The 23,380-nt window shown below is 42.2% G+C and carries 26 protein-coding genes; 10 read left to right on the top strand and 16 right to left on the bottom strand.

The window, feature by feature from the left end; all coding sequences use genetic code 11:
• Positions 1 to 107 precede the first annotated feature (107 nt).
• The 5 genes from P162_RS03565 to P162_RS03545 all read right to left on the bottom strand — a co-directional run bounded on the left by P162_RS03565 (position 108) and on the right by P162_RS03545 (position 3,841).
• Complete coding sequence (locus tag P162_RS03565; RefSeq protein ID WP_206340675.1) at positions 108 to 917, bottom strand: TPM domain-containing protein; 810 nt, start codon at positions 915 to 917, stop codon at positions 108 to 110.
• Positions 914 to 1,354 carry a TPM domain-containing protein gene (locus P162_RS03560; RefSeq protein ID WP_031425858.1) on the bottom strand — a complete coding sequence of 147 codons (441 nt, stop codon included), beginning with the start codon at positions 1,352 to 1,354 and terminating at the stop codon, positions 914 to 916. Before P162_RS03560 ends, P162_RS03565 begins: the two co-directional genes overlap by 4 nt.
• A 5-nt stretch (positions 1,355 to 1,359) precedes the next feature.
• Entirely contained in the window at positions 1,360 to 1,965 is a 606-nt protein-coding gene (locus P162_RS03555; protein ID WP_031425857.1) for a LemA family protein, read from the bottom strand.
• Positions 1,966 to 2,534: 569 nt separating this feature from the next.
• Positions 2,535 to 2,864 carry a MerR family transcriptional regulator gene (locus tag P162_RS03550; RefSeq protein WP_031425856.1) on the bottom strand — a complete coding sequence of 110 codons (330 nt, stop codon included), beginning with the start codon at positions 2,862 to 2,864 and terminating at the stop codon, positions 2,535 to 2,537.
• The gene (locus P162_RS03545) at positions 2,864 to 3,841 is read right to left on the bottom strand and encodes a M23 family metallopeptidase (RefSeq protein ID WP_031425855.1); all 978 of its coding nucleotides are present in this window, start codon (positions 3,839 to 3,841) and stop codon (positions 2,864 to 2,866) included. Before P162_RS03545 ends, P162_RS03550 begins: the two co-directional genes overlap by 1 nt.
• A 136-nt stretch (positions 3,842 to 3,977) precedes the next feature.
• Here P162_RS03545 and alaS point away from each other — a divergent pair, with 136 nt between their 5' ends.
• Positions 3,978 to 6,602 carry an alanine--tRNA ligase gene (gene alaS / locus P162_RS03540; RefSeq protein WP_031425854.1) on the top strand — a complete coding sequence of 875 codons (2,625 nt, stop codon included), beginning with the start codon at positions 3,978 to 3,980 and terminating at the stop codon, positions 6,600 to 6,602.
• Between the two features lie 320 nt (positions 6,603 to 6,922).
• Here alaS and P162_RS03535 read toward each other — a convergent pair whose 3' ends face one another.
• A complete protein-coding gene (locus tag P162_RS03535) occupies positions 6,923 to 7,414 on the bottom strand; it encodes a metallophosphoesterase family protein (RefSeq protein ID WP_031425853.1) in 492 nt (163 codons plus the stop codon).
• Between the two features lie 102 nt (positions 7,415 to 7,516).
• Here P162_RS03535 and truA point away from each other — a divergent pair, with 102 nt between their 5' ends.
• Entirely contained in the window at positions 7,517 to 8,263 is a 747-nt protein-coding gene (gene truA / locus P162_RS03530; RefSeq protein WP_316931586.1) for a tRNA pseudouridine(38-40) synthase TruA, read from the top strand.
• Positions 8,263 to 10,032, top strand: coding sequence for an ABC transporter ATP-binding protein (locus tag P162_RS03525; protein WP_031425851.1), 1,770 nt, complete (start codon positions 8,263 to 8,265; stop codon positions 10,030 to 10,032). Before truA ends, P162_RS03525 begins: the two co-directional genes overlap by 1 nt.
• Before the next feature lie 10 nt (positions 10,033 to 10,042).
• Here the strand turns inward: P162_RS03525 and cdaA are convergent, their stop codons facing one another.
• Positions 10,043 to 10,819 carry a diadenylate cyclase CdaA gene (gene cdaA, locus P162_RS03520; protein WP_031425850.1) on the bottom strand — a complete coding sequence of 259 codons (777 nt, stop codon included), beginning with the start codon at positions 10,817 to 10,819 and terminating at the stop codon, positions 10,043 to 10,045.
• A gap of 234 nt (positions 10,820 to 11,053) precedes the next feature.
• Here cdaA and P162_RS03515 point away from each other — a divergent pair, with 234 nt between their 5' ends.
• From P162_RS03515 to P162_RS03500, 4 genes are all read left to right on the top strand, one after another.
• Positions 11,054 to 11,689: a hypothetical protein gene (locus tag P162_RS03515; RefSeq protein ID WP_051907759.1), complete on the top strand. Its 636-nt coding sequence runs from the start codon at positions 11,054 to 11,056 to the stop codon at positions 11,687 to 11,689.
• An 8-nt stretch (positions 11,690 to 11,697) separates the two neighbouring features.
• Positions 11,698 to 12,060 (top strand): BlaI/MecI/CopY family transcriptional regulator, encoded by a 363-nt coding sequence (locus P162_RS03510; RefSeq protein WP_031425848.1) that lies wholly within the window; start codon positions 11,698 to 11,700, stop codon positions 12,058 to 12,060.
• Between the two features lies 1 nt (position 12,061).
• Positions 12,062 to 14,134, top strand: a complete 2,073-nt coding sequence (locus tag P162_RS03505) for a M56 family metallopeptidase (protein WP_031425847.1) — start codon at positions 12,062 to 12,064, stop codon at positions 14,132 to 14,134.
• Positions 14,135 to 14,225: 91 nt separating this feature from the next.
• Positions 14,226 to 14,378: a hypothetical protein gene (locus P162_RS03500; RefSeq protein ID WP_031425846.1), complete on the top strand. Its 153-nt coding sequence runs from the start codon at positions 14,226 to 14,228 to the stop codon at positions 14,376 to 14,378.
• Between the two features lie 2 nt (positions 14,379 to 14,380).
• On the opposite strand, the gene P162_RS03495 is transcribed toward P162_RS03500, so the two are convergent.
• On the bottom strand, positions 14,381 to 14,893 hold the full coding sequence (locus P162_RS03495; RefSeq protein ID WP_031425845.1) for an adenine phosphoribosyltransferase: 513 nt from the start codon (positions 14,891 to 14,893) through the stop codon (positions 14,381 to 14,383).
• A gap of 76 nt (positions 14,894 to 14,969) precedes the next feature.
• On the opposite strand from P162_RS03495, the gene P162_RS03490 reads away from it, so the two are divergent.
• On the top strand, positions 14,970 to 15,359 hold the full coding sequence (locus P162_RS03490) for a DUF423 domain-containing protein (protein ID WP_031425844.1): 390 nt from the start codon (positions 14,970 to 14,972) through the stop codon (positions 15,357 to 15,359).
• A gap of 91 nt (positions 15,360 to 15,450) precedes the next feature.
• Here the strand turns inward: P162_RS03490 and P162_RS03485 are convergent, their stop codons facing one another.
• Positions 15,451 to 15,834, bottom strand: coding sequence for a hypothetical protein (locus P162_RS03485; protein WP_031425843.1), 384 nt, complete (start codon positions 15,832 to 15,834; stop codon positions 15,451 to 15,453).
• Between the two features lie 105 nt (positions 15,835 to 15,939).
• Here P162_RS03485 and P162_RS03480 point away from each other — a divergent pair, with 105 nt between their 5' ends.
• The gene (locus tag P162_RS03480; RefSeq protein WP_031425842.1) at positions 15,940 to 16,395 is read left to right on the top strand and encodes an Lrp/AsnC family transcriptional regulator; all 456 of its coding nucleotides are present in this window, start codon (positions 15,940 to 15,942) and stop codon (positions 16,393 to 16,395) included.
• Here P162_RS03480 and P162_RS03475 read toward each other — a convergent pair.
• From P162_RS03475 to P162_RS03460, 4 genes are read right to left on the bottom strand one after another with little or no spacing between them, the layout of a single operon-like run.
• Positions 16,384 to 17,604, bottom strand: a complete 1,221-nt coding sequence (locus P162_RS03475; protein WP_031425841.1) for an Nramp family divalent metal transporter — start codon at positions 17,602 to 17,604, stop codon at positions 16,384 to 16,386. The two genes, P162_RS03480 and P162_RS03475, sit on opposite strands and share 12 nt — an antisense overlap.
• Positions 17,605 to 17,606: 2 nt before the next feature.
• A complete protein-coding gene (locus tag P162_RS03470; protein WP_031425840.1) occupies positions 17,607 to 18,164 on the bottom strand; it encodes an RNA polymerase sigma factor in 558 nt (185 codons plus the stop codon).
• The gene (locus P162_RS03465) at positions 18,143 to 19,276 is read right to left on the bottom strand and encodes a glycosyltransferase (protein WP_051907758.1); all 1,134 of its coding nucleotides are present in this window, start codon (positions 19,274 to 19,276) and stop codon (positions 18,143 to 18,145) included. The genes P162_RS03470 and P162_RS03465 overlap by 22 nt, the downstream gene beginning before the upstream one ends.
• Positions 19,277 to 19,292: 16 nt before the next feature.
• Positions 19,293 to 19,490 carry a hypothetical protein gene (locus P162_RS03460; RefSeq protein ID WP_031425838.1) on the bottom strand — a complete coding sequence of 66 codons (198 nt, stop codon included), beginning with the start codon at positions 19,488 to 19,490 and terminating at the stop codon, positions 19,293 to 19,295.
• Between the two features lie 184 nt (positions 19,491 to 19,674).
• Here P162_RS03460 and P162_RS03455 point away from each other — a divergent pair, with 184 nt between their 5' ends.
• Positions 19,675 to 20,304: a fasciclin domain-containing protein gene (locus P162_RS03455; protein ID WP_031425837.1), complete on the top strand. Its 630-nt coding sequence runs from the start codon at positions 19,675 to 19,677 to the stop codon at positions 20,302 to 20,304.
• Between the two features lie 223 nt (positions 20,305 to 20,527).
• Here the strand turns inward: P162_RS03455 and P162_RS03450 are convergent, their stop codons facing one another.
• From P162_RS03450 to P162_RS03440, 3 genes are all read right to left on the bottom strand, one after another.
• Entirely contained in the window at positions 20,528 to 20,989 is a 462-nt protein-coding gene (locus P162_RS03450) for a hypothetical protein (protein WP_031425836.1), read from the bottom strand.
• Positions 20,990 to 21,102: 113 nt separating this feature from the next.
• A complete protein-coding gene (murB, locus tag P162_RS03445; RefSeq protein WP_031425835.1) occupies positions 21,103 to 22,119 on the bottom strand; it encodes a UDP-N-acetylmuramate dehydrogenase in 1,017 nt (338 codons plus the stop codon).
• Positions 22,103 to 23,311 (bottom strand): pyridoxal phosphate-dependent aminotransferase, encoded by a 1,209-nt coding sequence (locus tag P162_RS03440; RefSeq protein WP_031425834.1) that lies wholly within the window; start codon positions 23,309 to 23,311, stop codon positions 22,103 to 22,105. The genes murB and P162_RS03440 overlap by 17 nt, the downstream gene beginning before the upstream one ends.
• Positions 23,312 to 23,380: the final 69 nt, after the last annotated feature.

Below are 23,380 nucleotides of genomic sequence, written 5' to 3'. Positions count from 1 at the left end.
AATAGAGAAGCGCCAAGCTAAACTTGATTCAGGTTCTCAAAAGTACGCTGATATTATGCGATCTTAAAATGAGTTCAGAATGACGTATAAAATAAGTGAGTTTTAATTTACCAGCCCCCAGAAGCGCCGCCGCCTCCAAAGCCACCACCGCCGAAGCCGCCGCCAAAACCACCACCGCCGCCAAAACCGCCGCCTCCACCGGAGCCACCGCCAAAACCGCCACGGCCCAGGCTGCTCAGGATGATCGCGTCAAGCAGGCCGCCGCCACGGCGTCTGCCACCATTGCGGCCATTGCCACCGCCGCCCCGGTTAAGGACAAACATGATGATGATTACAAAAATGATAAAAGGGGCAAAGCGTCTGATGAGATTAAGTATGCCGGGAGCTTCCTGTTTGCGTTCGCCTTTGTAGGTGCCCAGCAACATTTCGGCGAGCGCATCTGTACCGGAGTTTAGACCAGCGTAGTAGTTGCCATTTTTAAACTCGGGGATCATAATGCGGTTAATGACCTGCTCTGCCATACGGTCTGTGATCACGGTTTCAATACCATATCCGGTATTGATATCTACCATACGATCATCCTTGGCAAGTAATATTAAGATCCCATTGTCTTCTTTTGCCTGACCAATGCCCCATTGTTGTCCCCATTTTGCACCTAGCATACTGATATCCTCACCATTTGTGGAGCTGATAACCGCAACAACCATCTGCGTTGAGGTGGTGTCGCTGTATTTAACTAATTTGGTTTCCAGGTTCGCTTTCTCAGAAGCATTTAGCAGGCCGGTATAATCGTATACGCTGGTCTGTAGCTCTGGTTTAGCGGGTATTTCAAACTGCGCATTTACGCTGATACTGACAAAAAATGTCAGGAAAAGGGCAAAAATCAGCTTAAAAGAGGGGTTTTTTAGGTGTTTCAAGAAACGGATATTTCGTCGGAAAGTTCATTTTTATCATCAGTATTCCATGGGAAAAAAGTGCGTAGCTGCTCGCCTGCACTTGTAATCCCATCAATTAGACCTTGTTTGAACTTGCCTTGTTTAAAATGCGATTGCATTAATTCTTTAGTAGATTCCCAGAAGTTGGCCGGGACTTTCTCGTTGATGCCACGGTCACCACAAATGGCGAACTTGCGATCTTCAATGGCCACATAAAAGAGAACGCCATTTTCGGCCTTGGTATTGTCCATTTTGAGTTCTTGGAAAAGGACTTTGGCACGTTTGAACGCATCCCCTTTAAACTTACGTTCCAGGTGCACGCGTATTTCGCCGGAAGTACGCAATTCTGCCTGGCGGATGGCTTCCACTACCGCTTCTTCTTCATTTTTAGTCAAAAAGTCCTCTACAGTGGCTTCCATAAGATTTAGCTGTTGCTCGTTCCAAAATCAACTTTAGGGGCAGAACTTGCGCCTTCATCAGCCTTAAAGTAACCCTTGTCGTCAAAGCCTAAAAATCCTGCCGCAACGGTGTTTGGGAATTTTTTGATATACGTATTGTAGGATTGTACCTCGCCATTAAAGCGGTTACGCTCCACATTGATACGGTTTTCGGTACGTTCCAGTTCATTGATGAGTTCCTTGAAATTTTCATTGGCCTTAAGTTCCGGATAACGCTCTACGGTAACCATCAATCTGGAAAGGGCAGAGGAAACCCCGCTTTGTGCCTGCTGAAACTCGGCCAGTTGTTCTGGTGAAATATTTGTGGGATCTACCTGTACGGAAGTCGCTTTTGCACGTGCTTCGATCACCTGGGTAAGGGTTTCTTGCTCAAACTGGGCATAGCCTTTTGCGGTGCTCACAATGTTGGGGATCAGGTCAGAACGGCGCTGGTATGAGCTTTCCACATTGGCCCACTGGCTGGTGGCGCTCTGGTCAAGTTCTACCATTGTGTTGTTCATTCCGGCGATCCAAAAACCGAGGACAACAAGAATTCCTACGATTACGAGTATGGGTATAAGTGATTTTTTCATTGGTTTAGCGTGTTTTTTGTGCTTTATAGGTCATTTATTGATTGACAAAGTTACAGTTTTGGAATGAAATTATTGAGGCTTGTGGAAATTGGTTGAATCAAGGGAATTGTTGATTTGAAAACTAATAAAATTATCAAGGAACAGGTTTTTTTTTGAACAAAAAGCGTGTCTAACCACCCCAAACCGCTGGCGGTTTTTCCCCTCCTTTAAAAAAGGAGGGGAGCTTTTTAGTTTTCTTTGAAAACAGTTGGTCTTAAGTTAACAGGTGAAAGCTGTTTTGCGTTTATTGTTTGTGATCATTCTAGGAATATTAGGCCATTCAGATCAGAATATAAGATTTAGTATTCAAAACAGTCTACATTTTACATTTCACAAAATGCACTCATTTGTCCTAAGTCCCAAACGCAACCGTCTTAAATTTTCAGCAGATACCTCCCGTCACACCACGAATATCAAACCATTCAAAATTTAAAATTTAGCATTCAAAACAGTCTGCTTCATGCATTTTAAAAAATATGGTCATTTGTCCTATGTCTCATAGCAAAGCGATCCTAAGTCTAGCATAAAATTCACAAACTCTCTTTTAATGCTACGAGTTGGGCTTTTATATTTTCCAGCTTACGTATCATATCAAACTTGGTGAGCGTTTCCTTTTTACTTTCCTTTAGGTGGGTTTTTGCTCCTTCCAGGGTAAAGCCGCGTTCTTTTACCAGATGGAAAATGAGTTCGAGGTTTTTAACATCTTCTGGGGTGAATTTCCTGTTTCCCTTGGCGTTTTTTTTAGGTTTGAGCACATCAAACTCTTTTTCCCAAAATCGAATCAGGGAAGTATTTACCGCAAAGGCTTCGGCAACCTCGCCGATACTGTAATATAATTTTTCAGGAAGTTCTACGTGCATTAATCCAGGGATTGATTTTCCATCTGAGCACGTTTAAGGATCACGTTGAACTCTTCTGGTGTTAAATTACCGTAGTAAAAATTGATAGGGTTGATGCGCTCGCCATCTTTATAAATTTCATAATGAACGTGTGGTCCTTCAGAGCGGCCGGTACTGCCCACAAAACCTATAAGGTCGCCACGGTTCACTTTTTGACCCCGCCGCACGTTAAATTTGTACATGTGCCCATAAAGGCTTGTATAGCCATAGCCATGATCAATGCGCACGTGATTTCCGTAACCGGAAGAATTGTCATCTGCCCGGGTCACGGTACCATTGCCCGTGGCATAAATAGGCGTTCCGCGCGGTGCGCTGAAATCCATCCCCCAGTGCATTTTTCGCTCTTTCGTGAACGGGTCTGTACGTAGTCCGTAACCGGAGGCTACACGCTTAAGGTCTTTGTTCGCCACGGGCTGAATGGCAGGTATGGCCACCAGTAATTTTTCTTTCTCCGTGGCCAGTAAGGCGATCTCGTCAAGCGATTTGCTTTGTACCACCAGTTCTTTGGTAAGGATATCCAGGCGCCTGTTGCTTTCTACGATCATTTCTGAATTGTCATATCCTTCAAGGTCTTTATAGCGGTTCACCCCGCCAAAACCTGCTTTGCGCTGTGCCTGTGGTATGGGGTTCGCTTCAAAATATACCCGGTAAATGTTGTTGTCCCTGTCTTCAATATCAGCAAGTACGGTCTCTACCTGATCCATTTTCTTATCAAGCACGTCATATTGAATTTTGGTATTCTGAAGTTCCCTTTGGAGCGCTTTTTCCCGCGGTGTGACCAGATAGGGAATATTTAAGTAGACGACCAGCAGGATAAAACCCGCCAGAAAAGCACCTACAATAAAAAGAACGGTAATGCCAAACTTTTTACGTTTTCGATTTCCAATCTTTTTATAGGAGAGGGTCTCCTCGTCATAATAATATTTAACCTTAGCCATTGTTTAAATTATGCTATTTTTGTTTAAGTTTTGTACGGCGCCGGCTGGTATTATGAGGCAGCCTGCAAATATAAAAAATACTTTAGAATACCAATTAAGGTCACGGAAATAGACCCCAATTGTTTAAAAAACACACATGAAATCCCAAAAAATACGCGAGACGTTCCTTCAATTTTTCAACTCCAAAAATCACGCCATTGTTCCATCAGCGCCCATGGTGATCAAGAACGATCCTACCCTGATGTTTACCAATGCAGGAATGAACCAATTTAAGGAATTTTTTCTAGGTAACGGCACACCAAAGAACAACCGCGTCACCGATACCCAAAAATGCCTGCGCGTTAGCGGAAAACACAACGACCTGGAAGAAGTGGGAAAGGATACCTACCACCATACCATGTTTGAAATGCTTGGGAACTGGAGTTTTGGTGATTATTTTAAGACCGAAGCGATCGACTGGGCGTGGGAACTGCTTACCGAAGTCTATAAGGTTGACAAATCAAAATTGTACGTAACCATTTTTGAGGGCGACAGCAGTGAAAAACTGGAACGCGATACCGAAGCTTTTGACCTTTGGAAAAAACACCTGCCAGAAAACCGAATCCTCAACGGTAATAAAAAGGATAATTTCTGGGAAATGGGCGATCAGGGCCCTTGTGGACCTTGTTCAGAAATTCATGTGGATTTGCGTTCTGAGGCCGAAAAAGCGGAAATACCCGGTGCCCAACTCGTAAATGCAGACCATCCCCAGGTTGTTGAAATCTGGAATCTTGTTTTTGTACAGTACAACCGCAAAGCTGATGGTTCACTGGAAAATCTTCCCGCAAAACACGTAGATACGGGAATGGGTTTTGAGCGTTTGTGTATGCTCCTACAGGACAAAAAATCCAATTATGATACGGATGTTTTTACCCCAATTATCAGGGAAATTGAAACCATTACCAATACAAAATACGGCCAAAATAAAGATCAGGACATAGCCATAAGGGTAATTGCAGACCATGTGCGCGCCGTGGCGTTTTCTATTGCAGATGGCCAGCTGCCCAGCAATACCGGCGCCGGTTATGTGATACGTCGGATTTTGCGCAGGGCGATTCGGTATGGCTTTACCTTTTTAAGCATAAAAGAACCTTTTATTTATAAGTTGGTACAGGTGCTGAGCGATGAGATGGGCCAGGCTTTTCCAGAACTTAAAAAACAGCAAAATTTAATCTATAACGTGATCAGGGAAGAAGAGCAAAGTTTCTTGCGTACCTTAGATCAGGGACTGGTTTTGCTGGATACGATAATCGCTGAAGCGGAAGACAAAGAAGTTTCCGGTGGCAAAGCTTTTGAACTGTACGATACCTATGGTTTTCCCATAGATCTAACCGCACTGATCCTGAGCGAAAGAGGATATGCGCTTGATGAGCAGGGCTTTCAAACCGAACTGCAAAAGCAAAAAGAACGCTCCCGCGCTGCCACAAAAGTGGAAACGGGCGACTGGATTTATGTTAGCCTAAATGAAGAGTCCTTTGTAGGCTATGATACACTTGAAAGTCCTACTCGAATTACCCGCTACCGGCAAGTGACCAGTAAAAAACTGGGCGAACATTACCAGTTGGTTTTCAGCATTACCCCTTTCTATCCTGAAGGTGGTGGCCAGGTGGGCGACAAAGGCTATCTGGAGGCCGATAACGGGGATGTGATCTACATTACGGATACCAAAAAAGAAAATAACCTGATCGTACATTTCACCGAAAACCTGCCTAAAGATGTGGAAGGTACATTTAAGGCTGTGGTAGATGCAAAGCAGCGCAAGCGCAGTGCCTCAAACCATTCTGCCACGCATTTGCTACATCAGGCACTGCGTGCTATTTTAGGGAAACACGTAGAACAGAAAGGTTCTATGGTACACAGTGGGTACCTTCGTTTTGACTTTTCACATTTTGCAAAACTTACGCAGGAAGAAATTGTAGCAGTAGAGCATTTTGTCAATGCGCGTATTCAGGAGCAACTTGCGCTTGAAGAGCAGCGCGCTATTCCTTATGAACAGGCGTTAGGAGAAGGTGCGATCGCATTGTTTGGTGAAAAATACGGGGATGCGGTGCGTACGATACGTTTTGGAAAATCCATGGAACTTTGTGGCGGTACGCACGTAAACAATACAGCTGATATCTGGCACTTTAAAATCACTTCAGAAAGTGCGGTAGCTTCCGGCATACGCCGTATCGAGGCTATTACGGGTGATGCGGTGATGCACTATTTTGCCGAGCAGGATATGCAGTTGGCACAGATCAGCGCACTTCTCAATAACGCACAAGAACCGGTAAAAGCGATAAATAATTTACAAGAGGAAAACAACGCCCTCAAGAAGCAAATGGAAAGTTTGCTACAGGAAAAATCAGGTAACCTGAAAAAGGAACTTTTGACCAAAATAGAGTCAAAAACCGATGCTTCTGGCATAAAAATCAACTTTTTAGCCCAGGAAATAGACCTGGATGCGAACGGTATGAAAGACCTGGCCTATCAAATAGGCAATGAGGTCGAGAATCTTTTTGTGCTATTGGCTTCCCGTTATGAAGGTAAAGCTTTGCTGAGCTGTTATATTGATAAAGATTTGGCCAAAGCCAAAAACCTGAATGCGGGATCCATCGTGCGCGAACTGGGGAAATACATTCAGGGAGGTGGCGGCGGACAACCGTTTTTTGCAACGGCCGGCGGTAAAAATCCTGATGGGATTCCACAGGTATTGCAGGAGGTGGAAACATATGTTTCTTAAGATATGAGGTGATGTGGTAAATGAAAAGTCAATAGGCAAACTAGAAATTTTAATCTGCAAGGTGTCGTAGACGTAAGGAAACCTCCTTGTAGGTTTATGTAGGGAAGGAATGAAGTCTGAAATGTAAAAAGATGTGCAATACCTTCTTTATTATATTCTAATAGCTAAGGACTATTCTTTTTGCCTATTTTCGAATTTAAATATGGAGATTTTTTGAGAATGAACAGACATGGCTGAAGCGGTTTTCTTCCGAAAAATTAATCTTGTTATTCAACGATTCGATATACATTTTACTTAATACAATTTTTACTTCCCAATAATCACCGTTTTACTTCAATAATCTCCAGGTTGTCAATTTTACTTCCGTCAATGGTAAAGCGCAGCATGGTTCTCACTTTGTGAAAGCCATGTTTGCCTATGGCGCCCGGGTTCATGTGCAACAGCTTTCTTTTTTTGTCTGGCATTACTTTTAAGATATGGGAATGCCCACAGATAAATAATTTTGGTGGGTTGGTGTTTATTTCTTCACGCACTGCAGGTGAGTACCGCCCGGGATAACCACCTATGTGTGTGATCCATACGTCAACGTCTTCGCAGAAAAAGCGGTTGTTGAGTGGGAATTCACTACGTATTTCGGTGGCGTCTATATTTCCATAAACGGCGCGGAGTGGGGCTATTTTTTTTAAAGCATCTGTAACATCAAGGGAACCCACATCGCCGGCATGCCATACTTCATCTGCCCACGCTGCGTGTTTTAAAATGTGCTCATCTATATAGCTGTGGGTATCGCTGAGCAAAAGTATTTTTTTCATATACATTCTATAAGCATGCGCATAATCTCCCTAAACCATGGGAAATTACCGCTATTTCTGTGCAAAGATGTACCTTTGCGCACTTAATTACAAACGGGGTACATGTTGCGTTATTTTATTGAAATCGCCTACGATGGGACGCCCTACCACGGCTGGCAGCGACAGCCCAATGCGGTAACCGTACAGGAAAACCTGGAGACGGCTTTGAGCACCTTATTGCGCAGGGAAATTGCGCTCACTGGAGCGGGGAGAACAGATGCCGGTGTACATGCACGACAGTTATTTGCTCATTTTGACCTGAAGGAATCCATTGATACGAGCCAACTCCAATTTAGGCTGAACCGCTTTTTGCCAAAAGAAATTGCGGTACTTGCGATTTATGAAGTGCAGGAAGATGCTCATGCGCGATTTGACGCCACGGGAAGGAGTTATGAATATCTAATCACTACCGCAAAAGATCCTTTTCAGATCAACAGATCGTACCTCGTAGAACAACCGCTTGATTATACAATGATGAACGAAGGTGCAAAATTATTGCTGGGCCGCAAGGATTTTAAATGTTTCAGCCGTTCAAAAACTGAAGTTAAGACGTATTTTTGTGATATTCAGCATGCGCTTTGGGAAAATCAGGGAAATATGCTTGTTTTTACCATTACCGCAGATCGTTTTTTACGCAATATGGTACGGGCAATAGTAGGCACGCTTATGGAAATAGGCCAGGATAAAATGACTCTTGAGGAGTTGCAGTCCATAATTTTAAGTCAGGATAGAAATCAGGCAGGGCCTTCAGCGCCAGCGCACGGTTTGTATCTTACACAGGTAACATACCCCCAATCAATTTTTAGGTAATGGCAGAGAGTTCAAAAGGGAATGCATTTGATTTTAAGCTTTTTAAACGTCTTATGACCTTTACAAAGCCCTACCGGTTAAGGCTCTATTTTGTGGCCGTGGCCGCAATATTGATATCCCTTTTTGCCGTACTGCGGCCCATCTATCTTGAACTTGCAATAGATGAAGGTATCACCCCTAAGGATTTTGATTCCCTGATCTATTATCTATGGCTCATGCTGGCGGTATTGCTGGGAGAGTCGCTTTTTCAACTCCTTTTTATATATTTTGCAACCTGGCTGGGGCAAACAGTCGTTAAGGATATCCGCGTAAAACTCTTTGGGCATATGTTGGAGTTTAAAATGCAGTACTATGACAAATCTTCGGTTGGAAGGTTGGTCACGCGCGCGGTGAGTGATATTGAGACGATCTCAAGTATATTCAGCGAAGGGCTCTTTATGATCATAAGCGACCTGCTGAAAATGGGCTTTATCATTGGGGTAATGTTATTTAAGAGTTGGCAGCTATCGCTTATCGTCTTTGCCATACTTCCATTTATTATGTACGCTACACGCATATTTCAACGAGCGATGAAATCTGCTTTTGAAGATGTTCGAACCCAGGTGGCCAATTTAAATTCCTTTGTTCAGGAGCGCGTTACGGGTATGAAGATCGTACAGATCTTTTCACGGGAAAAAGTAGAGCGCGAGAAATTTGGGGATATCAACAAAAAGCACATGAAAGCGTGGAACAAGACGGTGTGGTACAACAGTATTTTCTTCCCCGTAGCAGAAATGGCCACTTCCATAACCATAGGTTTATTGGTTTGGTACGGGGGCTTAAAGGCTGTGCAAAGTGATGTGTACACCATAGGACTGGTCACGGCTTTCATCCAGTTTGCCCAAATGCTTTTTACACCGCTAAGGCAGATCGCAGATAAATTCAATACGTTGCAGATGGGAATGGTAGCGGCCAACAGGGTTTTTGGTATTCTGGATACCGATTCCAAAATTGAAGATAAGGGTACCAAAGAGCTTTCTGCCCTTGAAGGGGCGATACGTTTTGAAAAAGTCCGTTTCAGTTATATTGAAGGGGAAGAAATCCTGCGCGGTATTGATCTGGAGGTTCAGGCGGGGGAAACGGTTGCAATCGTAGGAGCCACGGGCGCAGGAAAAAGCACTATTATAAATCTCCTGGGCAGGTTTTATGAGATAGACAGCGGTACTATCCGCGTAGACGGCATTGATGTAAAAGACATTAAAATCAGTTCGCTACGTAAGGAGATCGCAGTCGTTTTACAGGATGTTTTCCTATTTGCAGATTCCATTTTAAACAATATCACACTCAATAATCCTGATATTTCTGAAGCAGAGGTAGCGGCCGCGGCAGAAGCTATAGGGGTGGACCATTTTATAAAATCGCTCCCTAACGGCTATCACTACAATGTAAAAGAACGTGGTGCGATGCTTTCCAGTGGGCAGCGACAACTTATTGCCTTTCTCAGGGCGTATGTGAGCAATCCCAGTATCCTGGTGCTTGACGAGGCTACTTCTTCCGTAGATTCCAATAGCGAGCAACTTATACAGAATGCCATTGATAAAATCACAAAAGGCCGTACCAGTATTGTCATTGCTCACCGACTGGCAACGATCAAAAAAGCTGATAAGATCATTGTCATGGACAAAGGACTGATCGTAGAGATGGGAACCCATAAAGAACTCCTCAAGAAAGAGGATGGTTTTTACCGAAACCTATACGAAGTGCAGTTCATGCAGGAAGAAGCGGTTTGAAAAAAAGAACTTAGCTAAGATCTGTGCGTAACATTTCGATAAGCTCTTCATTGTTTTTAAACAAGGCAAAATCCCCGTCCTTTAAGTAACTAATCTGTCCTGTTTCTTCACTTACCACGAGGGCTACGGCATCCGTTTTTTCGGTAATGCCCACAGCCGCACGGTGGCGAAGACCAAAACGCAAAGGTATATTCCGTTCATTGGAAACGGGAAGAATGGCGCGGGTAGCGGTGATATTGTTGTCTTCAATAATTGCGGCCCCGTCGTGCAAGGTTGAATTTTTATAAAATATACTTTCCAGGATAGGTTTATTGACCTCTATCATCATCGTATCCCCGGTGTTTTTGACAAATTCCAGATTGGTATTACGCTGTATGACAATAAGTGCACCTGTTTTAGTAAGCGCCATACTTTCACAAGCACGTATGATCTCCTCCACTTTGGTCATGGTGACCTCGTCGTCCTGCAAAAATTTAATATGTTTTAAGAAACCACTCCTCCTGTCTAGTTTAGTAGAACCAATAAGCAAGAGAAATTTCCGTATTTCCTGCTGAAAGACCACGATCAGGGCAAACATACCCGCACCGATAAACTGACCGAGAATGCTGCTCAGCATTTCCATTTGCAGTAATTGCGTGATTTTCCAGATCACCCAGATGATACAGATCCCGAAAAAGATATTTATCGCAACCGTGCCCTTGACAAGTTTATAAAGATAATAAAGCAGACAGGCCACCAGAATAATATCAATGATGTCAAGAATTCTGAAATTTTCGAGTAGGTTCAATTAAGATATGGTTTCTGTAAAAATAAGGGAAAATTTTCAGTGCTGAGGTATACGTGCCTCGTAAGCTTAAAATATTAGTTCAAATACTAAATAATTTTAATCGAATGAGAACTCTTTCATAAGGATAAACATTGCATTAAATGATAATAAACTATAAAAATAGTTTTACAACTTTATTTTTAGTTATATATTTGTTTGGCATTTTAATAGTTTGAGAATTAAACGGATTTAAGAATGAAAAGTATCTATATGGTTTTTGCTATTTTCTGCACACCTTTACTTTATGCTCAGGATGACGTTAAAATGCACATAAGCACAAAAGTGAACGATCAAAATATGCAGCAGATAATGGATTTTGAAGGGATTAATCTTACCCAGTTTAATTTTGAAAATAAAAATTTGCAAAATGCATTTTATGCGTTGAACATAAAAGAGTTTAAGGATGGAAATCTAATTGAGACCTACCGTCTTTTTGATGGTAGTGAAAGTCCTATTTTTCAATTAGATTCTTCCATTGCTTCTTTCAATATCATAACAAAAATTAGCGATGGTGAATTCAGTATAGGTTTACGTACATCTCGTTTTGCATCTAAAAAATTGACTTTTCCACTATATGAGGATACATCAAGATACGCGTTGAAAGATTTTACATTAAATAGTAATACCCTTCATGTTTCCTTGACTAAGCCGATTCATCTTCTCGCTATCATCACACCAAAAATGAATCCGGATGGATCAGGTTCTTATTGCGAAGTTGCACAGTCTGGGGTTACTCCTGAACTATTGGGCAAAGAATTTGACATTCCCCATTATTTTCTGGTAGAAATGCAATTTTATACAAACAAAGGGGCAAATTCAAAACCACAATAATTTACACTATGGAAAAATTAACCAATAAAGAAGAAGAAGTCATGCATGCCCTCTGGCGGCTGGAAAAGGCTTTTGTAAAAGAAGTACAGGCAGAACTTTCTGGCCAGGACCTGCACTACAACACGGTGTCAACCATGATACGCAACCTGGAAGAAAAAGGCTATGTGGGCTATAAGGCCTATGGGAAAACGCATCAGTACTATCCGCTGGTTTCCAGGGATGTCTATGGGAAAAAATTCATGAACGATGCTACACAGAAGTTTTTTAACAGTAGTTATAAAAATATGGTTTCCTTTTTTGCCAAGGAGGAAAAAATATCAGCAGATGAACTTCGGGAAATTCTGGATATGATCGAAAAAAACAACAAATAGTATGGAAATCCTTCTTTACTTATTAAAAAGCAGCCTGGTTTTGATGCTTTTTTTGGCCTGTTATCGGTTTTTGCTTTCCAGGGACACTTTTTATGCTTTTAACCGGCATTTTCTTGGAGTAGGTTTGATAAGTTCTTTTGTGGTCCCCGGTATCATTTTTACTCGTGAGGTGCTGGTCGCAGCGCCAGATCTATCGCAATTTACCACAGTTGCAATCGCCGGTGAGGAAGTAATGCCCACTGCAGCAGCCTTTAATTTTGATCTTTGGCAGATTGGGCTCCTCATTTATTTAGTGGGTGCGCTATCTTTTTCAACGTATTTCTTATACCAGTTGGTTCACTTGTATTTATACCTCAACAAACAGGATTTTTATGCAGAAAACGGACTATTATACATCAAAATTGCTGGTATCTCTGCTCCTTTTTCGTTCCTGAACTATATCGTATATGACCCACAGGCGCATAACGGAGAAGAGCTTAAAATGATATTAGAGCATGAACAGGCCCACGCAAAACAACGGCATAGTATCGATGTATTGTTGGGACGATTGTGTTGTGCCCTACTTTGGTTCAATCCATTGTGCTGGCTTTATTTTCGGTGCATCGAAGAAAATCTTGAATATCTGGCAGATGCTTCGGTACAGGCAGACAAATATACATCCAGATCGTATCAGATGGCTATTCTCAATACAGCCACAGGTAGCAGCGTACCACCCTTTGCCCAAACTTTTTATAAATCATTCATCAAAAAACGAATCATTATGCTAAACACAGTTCAATCCAAAAGCAGCAACCGACTCAAAGCCCTGGCATTGCTGCCATTTCTGGCAATATTTTTATGGAGTTTTAATGTGAAGGAAGAGTTGCACTTCATTTCGAATAGTGATAGGGAAACTTCCAAAACCAGTTATCCTGTTTTTACACTAACCCAGAATTCCACACCAGATGAAATAAATGAAATCACTGCTTATTTCAGAAAGAACATAGAAGCTTTGAATATTGAAATTACGGTTGAAAAAAGAGATACTAAACAAAATATCTTAATGTTTGATTTCAAGACGAAATTTGCAAGAGGAAATGAATTTCAAAAGCGGTTTACACGTGCTTCAGAAGGTCCTTTTAACCCTTATAAAATACAGTATTTGGGAACTGGTAAATTGATGATCAGTGAAATGGGAAAAGATGGCCAGGACTTTCTCATTACCCGAACTAAAATGCAAATGGCAAAGCATGGGGAACACAATAATTTCGGCGAAAAATCAACTTCGAAAACCCTAAAGTTTAAGGATAAAGCCTTCCGCCTGGAAATAAGCCCAAAGACCACAGAGACGGAGATGCAGGGCCTGGCTGTCCAACTTAAGGAACAATTTAATGTACAGTTTAAATACAGCCAACTTACCTACGATGCTTCTGGTTTGATTACAGCCATCAATCTGGAAATGAAAGACCTTCGCAATAAAAACGTTAGTAAACTCAATCTTAAGAATGAGGAGGGGCTGGGAAGTATAATCATGTTCAGGAGTGAGGAAGGTACGCTGGGTTTTACGACCGGTTCTACATCGAGTTCCACTACTACTAATTCCATGACCAGCAACACTATTTCTGGAACAGGTTCCATAACCGAACAAAGCAACTCTGAAAGTGGAAAAATGCAAGCGCTCCTTGCGCAAGAGCGCGCTTTAGAAGCACAGGCAGCCGCTCTTGAGGTGCAACGTGAAGCAATTGAACAACAACGTGTTCATATGGAAAAGCAACGCGCCATGCTGGAAATTAAAAGAAAGGAAATGGAGGATAGGGCAGAAGTGCTAATCGGCCAGAAAGATTCTGTAGCTAATGAGGGTGCTCTTCATTCGGTTCCAACTGTAGGGAATCAATCAGCCACTCAAAAATTACCAGAGAATGTGCTTTATTTCGTAAATGGGAAAGAAATAACCCAGGAAGAAATGAACCTTATAGATCCTAATACTATTGAATCTGTCAATGTTGTAAAGGATAGTGAAGAATTGAAAAAATACGGCGACAAAGCAAAAAATGGCGTGATTGAAGTGACACTCAAAAAGGGAGAGAACAACTAGACGTAAGTATTAATTACCATATAAAAACGGCCGAAATCTTCGGCCGTTTCCTTATTTTTAAAGTAATTATCATCTTTATTCAACCTAACCTATGAAAAAGAAATTCTTTAAGTCCCTTGCCAAGCTGAATAAAAAAATCCTGCCCAGTTACACCAAGCAGGATCTAGATCTTACCAAAGCTTCCAAAATACAGTTGGCCGTTTTTGGTTTTAGGTTATGGGTAACCAAGAACGCACTTGATTAGTTTCAGTAGGTTAGTAGTGTACGCAACGGTACATTACGCAATTTCTTGCGACCATTGAGATTTTCCAGTTCCAGTAAAAAATTAAACTCTAAAATCTCCCCGCCACACTTTCTTATAAGGTTACATGCAGCCATCGCAGTGCCGCCGGTAGCCAGCACATCATCGTGCAAAATCACTTTGTCACCTTTTTTTATGGCGTTCTGTTGCATTTCTAAGGTATCAAGGCCGTATTCCAGTTCGTAGGTTTCTACAATAATCTCGCCTGGCAATTTACCGGGTTTTCTTATAGGTGTAAAGCCCACACCCAGTTCTTGCGCAAGCAACATCCCCAGTAAAAATCCGCGGGATTCTATACCTACCACATGATCTGCACCCAGTTCCCGTAAAGGTTCCGCGAGTTTTTCAATGGCATTTCGTGTTGCCGTATTGCTCTTGAGCAAAGGGCTGATATCTTTGAATAAAATTCCCTGTTTTGGGAAGTTGGGCACGTCTTTTATAAAAGCTTTTAAATCCATATCGAAATATATTATTTTCCCCGAAAACCAAAACCTGCTTTAAGTAAACTTTATCTTTGCCACAAAACATCTACTTATGGGAATTCTTGAAACGCAACTTATTGCCTGTTTATTTGGTTTTACCGCAATTATTATAGGAGCCTTTGGAGCGCATGCCCTTAAGAAAAAATTCACTTCCCAGCAGATGGAATCATTTGAAACTGGTGTGAAATATCAAATGTACCATGCATTGCTGCTTCTGGTGCTGGGTTACAACCTGGGTTTTACCACAAGCATACAAAGAACAATACCTTTACTTATCACCGTAGGGGTCGTGCTTTTTTCATTCAGTATTTATGGGCTATGCCTTGGTGGGGCTTCTGGCAAGAAATGGAAATGGCTGGGGCCGGTTACGCCACTTGGCGGACTGTCACTGGCTGCGGGATGGGGATTGCTGTTCTATGATTTTATAAAGAATATGATCTAAAATCGACGAAAAAAAGACCTAAAAAACCTTTTTCTGAGCTATAAATAAGGCATTTTTACCCGTTTTCACCGAAAATACAACGCTATAAGTACTAAAGGGTAAGTACCCATTTTTGCTGTAGTCTGTTGAACTTTTTAAGTTCTTTCCGTAATAAGGATAAAAATTCCCTACCGTTACTTTCGGCGCGTTCCAGGCGCTCACAGGTATTGAGGAGCTTTTGGGTCACGTGTTCCACTGAAACCGCGTGGCGCATGCGGTCATCCTGAAATAGTTCATTCTCTGCCGCTATGATACTTGGGGCCAGTGCATCAGAATGCATGACCATATCGCCGGTAAAATAAATCGCTTCCTGCTCATTGCCCTTTTCATCAAGTTCAGATAGGTCATACGCCAGGAATCCTGAAATACTGCGCGAAAGCTTCAGTATCTCAAGTGCTTGATTATAAAGACGTTTATTTTTTGGTATCCTATTCATTTGGTATCAAATTTAGTGGATAATTGGTCAGCGTACATTTCGATTCTAAGGTAAAATACTATTTTTGCCTTCGGAAACATAAACTTTTCACTTAATTACTTTTGAATGAACATAGATGCTACAAACTGGAAAATTCTCCAGGCATTACAGAAAAATGCCCGTATCAGCAATGCGGAACTTGGCCGCCAATTTGGGTTAAGTGCACCTGCGGTAGCGGAGCGTATCCGTAAAATGGAAGATGCCGGGGTTTTGCTGGGGTATAAAGCTGAAGTTTCCCATTTTAAAACCGGTCATCAGCTCAAAGCGATCATTACCTTGCGCGCGTTTATGGGAAGGTTAAAACCTTTTCTGGAAAAAGTGACTTCCCTGAGCGAGGTGCTCAATTGTTACCGTATCACCGGTAATGAAAATATTGTAATGGAAGTGGTGCTTTTTGATCAGTTTCACCTGGAGGAATTCATAGACAAATTAATAACCTATGGGGAAACCAAGACGCATATTGTCCTTTCTACCGTGGTGGAAAATGCGCCCATACGTACCCGTGGCGAATCAAGAAAGTAACGTGGAAAGATACCAAAGGCAGAAGCCAATTAGCAACGCCATACTTACAAAACACAAAATCCTAAGGCCTTTGCCCGGGCGGGCACTTTCTGGAATTTCGGGTGAGGTCATTGCGCGGTAATTGGCATACGCGTAAAAAGGTGCGGACAGAAATGAAAGTATGGTCGCAAGGGTGATTAACGTACCCATTTCCGTAGAGAGCCACGCGAGGATGCTAAGGGTTCCTATAATAAGAAGCGCGAGCCAGAGGGTATACATATGTTTGATCTTCGCGCCAGTAAGTAGTTCCGTAGTTTTTGCCATTGCCCGGGGCGAGGCATCCAGCGTGGTAAGTGTAGTGCTGAACATGGTAGTAAAAGCGGCTATCCCTATAATCCAGAATGTCCATGATCCCAGGCTTGACGTGTACATGTCAATTAGTTGTTTGGCAAAACCGGTTCCGCTGGAGCTAAAGGTAGTGCCTGTGTGGTACATCACCAGCGCACCCAGTCCTATAAAGCAAATGCCCACAAGGATCGTCCCGGCATAACCCACATTAAAATCAAATACGGCAGATTTTTCAGTAATCTTTTCTTCTTTGGCCTTTTCCAGTGACCAGAGCGAATGCCAGATTGAAATATCCAATGGTGCGGGCATCCAACCCATAAAAGCGATCAGAAAGGCTATTCCTGCGGTATCTGATGGAATAATCTGGCTTAGTTCAACTGATTTTTCCGTATCAAAAAAAGCAAAGGCCACTGCAGCCAGCGTGCTTACCGTAAGGGTAACCACGATAATTTTCATGACTTTATCCAGTAATTGATACCTGCCCACCATGAGCAATAGTGTACAAATTGCGGTTATCACAGCAGACCAACCCAATATACTCATGGTTGAACCAAAAATATATGATGCCAGCGATGCGGTAACTACGGTAACTGCTGCCTGGATGGTGAACATGCTCAACAGGTTCAATATAAAATAAAACCAGAGTACGCCTTTTCCAAGCTGAAGGTAGGCATCAAGCAGGCTTTTTCCTGTCGCTGCAGCGTAGCGTGGCCCAAACTGAAAAAACGGATATTTTATAAGGTGGATAAGTAGCAATGCCCATATTAGCCCAAATCCATATTGCGCACCCGCAGTTGTGGATTGTACAAGATGGGAAACCCCTATCGCCGCACCGGCAAATAAAAGTCCCGGCCCCAGTTGTTTAAAGGAAAATCTGGTCACGGCTATTTTTTTTGTATGCTATCTGCCAGCAGTCGTCGCGCCCGCAGTAGCCTGACTTTTACATTGTTCATGGGCTCCCGTAAATGACCTGACATTTCTTTATAGCTCATATCTTGAAAATAACGCAGGTCCAGTACTTCCTGATAGGGCGGTTTCAATTGTTTGATAAAATGGGAAAGTTCGTCGTGATGCTGTTTTTTGATCAATGCGTCTTCCGGGGTGGGGCTGTCGTCAATGATACGGTTGAGATTTTCGGCATTCGTACCACTTTCTATATGCCGTTTCCCTTTTTCTTTCCGCAGGCGGTCAATATGTATGTTTTTTGAGATCGCGAGTAACCAGGTGCTGAATTTATGGTTAGGATCGTATTGTCCCAAATGAGAAAATGCCTGTGAAAAGGTCTGTATGGTAATTTCTTCGGAAATATAGTCATCCTTCGTACGCTTAAGCTGAAAGGCATAAACCTGGCTCCAAAAAGTGGTGAGCAGATAGCTAAAAGCAGCCTGCCTGCCCTCAAGGGCATCCTGAATATGTTCTGCTATGTCTGGTTGCTTTTCCAAGGGGTGACTCTGGTGGTGATAGATAGTATAAAGATACTTAATTGTGACAGCACCAAGATGATTTCAAGTACTGGAAACCAATAGATCAAATTCTTTTCTTGAAACCGCTTCATACCGGCATACATTATAAAGCCCACAAACAGGTAGCGCACGAGTAAAATACTTAAGGAAATCCGGCTAAAAACGGGCGAAAATAGCAGGAAAATGACCAATATATACGGTAAAAACTGACTTATATAAAACAAACCCAGGCTTAATTGGTGTCTTTTTTTATAACGATCTGCCACCGAAATATGCCTTCTTTTTTGCAAAAACCAGTCGGTCCAGGTGGTTTTTGGCATAGAAACGCTAAAAGATTGCGTTGTATAAACGCAGGAAACATTAGTAACCGTGGCGGCAGCATTAACAAAAAGATCATCATCACCTGACGGCGCATCATTGTGGGCAGAAAAACCATTTTGCGCATAGAACAAGGTTTTGGTATAGCCCAGGTTTCTGCCCACGCCCATGTATGCATTCTTTCGTTTGGCATAGCCAAAATATTGCATGGCCGTCAACAGCGTTTCAAACCGAATAATTTTATTGAGCAAAGTATTATTTACGGTCGCATAACTTCCATATCCCAGTACAATTTGTTTTCCGGTATCAAAGCCCTGTGCCATTTCCTGCGCCCAGTGGGTGGTACGTGGCCGGCAATCTGCATCCATAAAAAGAAGGTGTTCGTGGCGGGCGGCAGCTATTGCGGTTGATAGTGCCTGTTTTTTTCCGCTTCTAGTATCCGCTTTTGCTTTTGTATGGAGTGCGCGTACGTTTGGGTTGGTTGCGGAAAATGCGTCAATTACGGCAGCGGTTTCATCAGTAGAGCCATCATTGACGAGCAAAATTTCGAATTCGGGATATTTCTGTTTTAGTAGAAATGGAACATTTGCAGCAAGGTTTTGTGCTTCATTTCGGGCACAAACCAGTATAGAAAGTGGAGGTAGCGCTGATTTATGAAATTCTTTAATTTTCGCCTTACGAAAGCAAAAACCACCGAAATACACATAAAAACAGCAATTTATAAAAATAAAGCCCGTACATATGTAAAATACTACGGGCTCCAGTGCTATCACGCTAAAAATATAGGTGTTAATTTTTTGTGTCGCAGGTTCCTATTTCGTCTGGCATTTTACCGCACATCCCACAGGCCTGACCATCTTTATTGAGAAATGGACTCTGGCTCGCGCAGGTACCGGCAAATTTACCGTCTTTTTTGCCCCATATTTTAATGGCAATTCCGGCAAAAGCAAGTCCAAGCAATACGAGTGTGATCAATAACAATTTCATAATATCGAGTTGTTTGTGCAAAGGTACGATCTGGGGTGCAGTAGCCCAAATTATTAAAGATGAATTGGTGCCTGAATGGTTTCCCATTGACTGATTGGTAATATTTTAACTAAAGATTAATAAGGTGCTCTGGAAAATACCTCATTTAAGAGATACATTTGAATTTAACACATAACACAATCCTATGAAAATTCTTAAAACCTTGCCCTATCTTCTTGTAATGCTCTTGGGGATAACCCTTACTTCTTGTAAAGAAGATAAAAAAGAGAATGTAGAAACCACCGAAATGGATCAAAAAGCGGAAGAAGAAGCCGCTGCGGCTCTGGAAACACAGCGCCAGGCAGAACTGGAAGAAAAAGCCAAGGCTAACAGTATTGCGTCAAAAGCCATGGCGAGCAGCGATCTGGATACGCTTGTTACTGCTTTAAAAGCCGCCGGCCTTGATAGCATGATGATGGAAGAAGGTGAATACACCGTATTTGCGCCTACAGATAATGGTTTCAGTAAACTGAAAAAAGGACAGTTGGATGAACTTTTAAAACCAGAAAGTAAAGAAATGCTTACCGGTATCCTGCAATATCACGTGGTTCAGGGTAAAGTGCTGGCAAAAGACCTTACCGATGGCATCAAAGAAAATGGCGGAAAATACACATTCAATACCGTAAATGGTGAGGAACTTACTGCAATGATGGATGGCGATCAAATCGTTATAAAAGATGGAACGAACATTAGGGCACATATTCTACAAGGAAATATTGAAGCATCTAATGGAATCGTACACAAAATTGATAAAGTGCTTTTGACTAAAGGATAATAGTGAAATTGCACAACGATAAAACCGCCTAAAAGAGCTAATAATCAGCTTTTTTAGGCGGTTTTTTTGTGTTTTAAAGCTATACCCTAGCGAACGACCGTATAAACTGTGCGAGCGGGCGTGCGTGATTGTACGCGAGACAATCCGCTAAGCAATCGAGCAGGGAGTTTCGGTTCAAGAACAAATTAAGCATTGTTTTTAAATATTGTTGGCATTTGTTATCCTAGATTAAATATTGGCTTTTAGCCTTCTTTATAATATCTCCCATTTTACTATGATCAATGACAACGAAAACAGAGGAGGATCCGAAACTTGAATACCCAAAATTTCTCTCTGTTGGAAAGATGATTATTTTTTTCTCTATGACAGCAAAATAAAGGGGAGGAGCGATAAATAATATTCTGCCAATTTTACCTACATTTTTCCAGTTTACATCTTTTTGAGCTCCATTTTCTTCAAATATAATTCTGTTGTGATTTACTTTGACGCTTTTAATTTTGTCGAAGAAAATTATGTTTAAGACCATTAATAACAATCCGATCCCCCCAAAAATTATAAGATTATTCCAGTCAGTAATTCGGTCCGGATTGTAAAATTTCAAGATACTTAAGCAAAGTAAGACCATTCCAATCGCAAGGAAAAAATATCTCCAGAATAGGACTTGCATTTTATTACTTTCTGTCATTCATTGTTTTCTTTAATTAGTGTCAACGTAGGGGTATGAATAAATTTTATGAAATGCCAGTGGAATAAAATTTTTACCGAAGCCACTACGTAATTGAAATTGAAAAGTTTCTTTTATTCAATGATATTTACTTCTGGCTGCAGTAGAATGCCAAATTCCTTTTGTACCGCTTGTTGAACCTCAAGGGCAACCTTCCATACCTCATCACCGGTCGCGCCGCCATGATTTACAAGAACCAAAGCCTGACGATCATGTACACCGGCCTGACCAAAGCGTTTTCCTTTAAATCCTGCCCGTTCTATAAGCCAGCCAGCGGGGATTTTTACCAGATCATCGCCCATCTCGTAAAAAGGAGCATCCGGATGATTTTTTTGAATGGTCCCGAGATAGTTGCGGGCAACCACGGGATTTTTAAAGAAACTACCGCTGTTGCCTATTTTTTTAGGATCGGGTAGTTTTTGTTGTCTGATATAAATCACGGCATTGGCGATATCTACAAGTGTAGGTTCATCAATACCAAGTGCATCAAGCGTTTGCTGAATAGCGCCATACGAAGTCCTGAGCTCGTGGTCGCGTTTGGTCAGTTTAAAAAGTACCGAGGTAATGATGTACCTTCCCTTATCTTCGTTTTTAAAGATAGAATCCCGATACCCGAAGTTACAGGCAGCTTTTGAAAGTGTTCGGGTTTCGAGCGTAGTCCTGTCTACCACCTCGCAGCTTTCAAAACTATCCTTAAGTTCCACGCCATAAGCCCCTATATTTTGTACCGGGGAAGTACCCACGTTACCGGGAATCAGCGCCAGGTTTTCAACACCACCATAGTTATTGCCCACGCAATACATTACAAATTCATGCCAGTTCTCTCCCGCGGCTGCCCGAAGCCAAACGTGATTTTCATCTTCTTCTTCAACGGTAATACCTTTCAGGTTGAGGTTGATGACCAGGCCTTTGATGTTTTTTTTGAGCAGCATATTGCTTCCGCCGCCTAAAATAAACTTCTGGGAATATCCCGGTAAATTCAAAGCGTGCGTCAATTCTTCTACGGTTTGTACCGAAACAAAAAATTCCGCTTTGGCATCAATACCAAACGTATTATGGTTTTTGAGAGAAAAATCAGGCGTTATCTGCATGTTGTTCCTTGTATGATGCCAGAGCTTCTTTCAACAAATGAATTGCTTCCACCAGGTCTTCTTTTTTAAGGACATAAGCAATACGCACCTGGTTGAGTCCACTTCCCGGGGTAGAATAAAATCCGGCTGCCGGTGCTACCATTACCGTTTTTCCGTCTTTTTCAAAATCTTCAAGCAACCAGCGGGCAAAATCCTCGGCATCTTTGATGGGTAATTCTGCGATACAGTAAAAAGCACCTTTAGGAACTGAAACCTTAACACCGGGAATATCTTTAAGACCGGCGACCAGTGTGTCACGACGATCTACGTATTCTTCAATGACCTGGTCAAAATAAGACTGCGGTGTATCAAGCGCAGCCTCACTTGCGATTTGGGCAAGGGTAGGCGGACTCAAGCGTGCCTGGGCAAATTTCATTGCTGTGGCCATAAATTCCTTATTGCGGCTGGCCAGGCAACCTATACGTGCTCCACACATGGAAAAACGTTTAGAAACCGAATCGATCATGATCGCATTGTTATCGATACTGCGCTCTTTTAAGATGGAATGATGTGCAAGGCCATCATAGACAAATTCCCTGTACACTTCATCTGCAATTAGGAACAGGTCATGTTTGAGGACCAGTTCTGCCAGTTGTTTGATTTCCTCATGGCTGTAAAGATATCCCGTAGGATTTCCTGGATTACAAATAATGATCGCCTTCGTTTTTGAAGTGATCAGCTTTTCAAAATCTGCTATGGGAGGAAGGGCGAAATCATCTTCCATTGCAGAAAAAACGGGAACCACATTTACCCCTGAAGATGTGGCAAAACCATTGTAATTGGCATAAAAAGGCTCCGGAATGATCACCTCGTCGCCTGGATCTGTAATACTGCCCATAGCGAACAAAAGCGCCTCAGAACCTCCCGTTGAAACAATTATTTCATTGGGTTCTAGTTCAATACCCTGCTTGGTGTAGTGCGCGGCCAATTTTTCACGATAGCTTAAAAATCCTGCGGAATGGCTATAGGAAAGAATATCTATGTTAGCATTTTTTACCGCATCAAGGGCGCCCTGTGGCGTTTTAATATCAGGTTGGCCTATGTTGAGTTGGTATATCTGCGTTCCACGCGCTTCTGCAGCTTCGGCAAATGGCGCTAATTTACGTATGGGGGATTGGGGCATATCTTGCCCTTTCTGTGACAGTGCTGGCATAAGGTTTATTTTGAGCTCTCAAAGGTCTGAAATATTCTTGAGAATCGCTTGGTGATCTGAAAACTAGAT

Origin of the sequence: Flavimarina sp. Hel_I_48 (assembly GCF_000733945.1) — a bacterium.
In the GTDB taxonomy this organism is placed as follows: Bacteria; Bacteroidota; Bacteroidia; order Flavobacteriales; family Flavobacteriaceae; genus Leeuwenhoekiella.
This window is presented reverse-complemented; position numbering and strand designations above follow the sequence as displayed.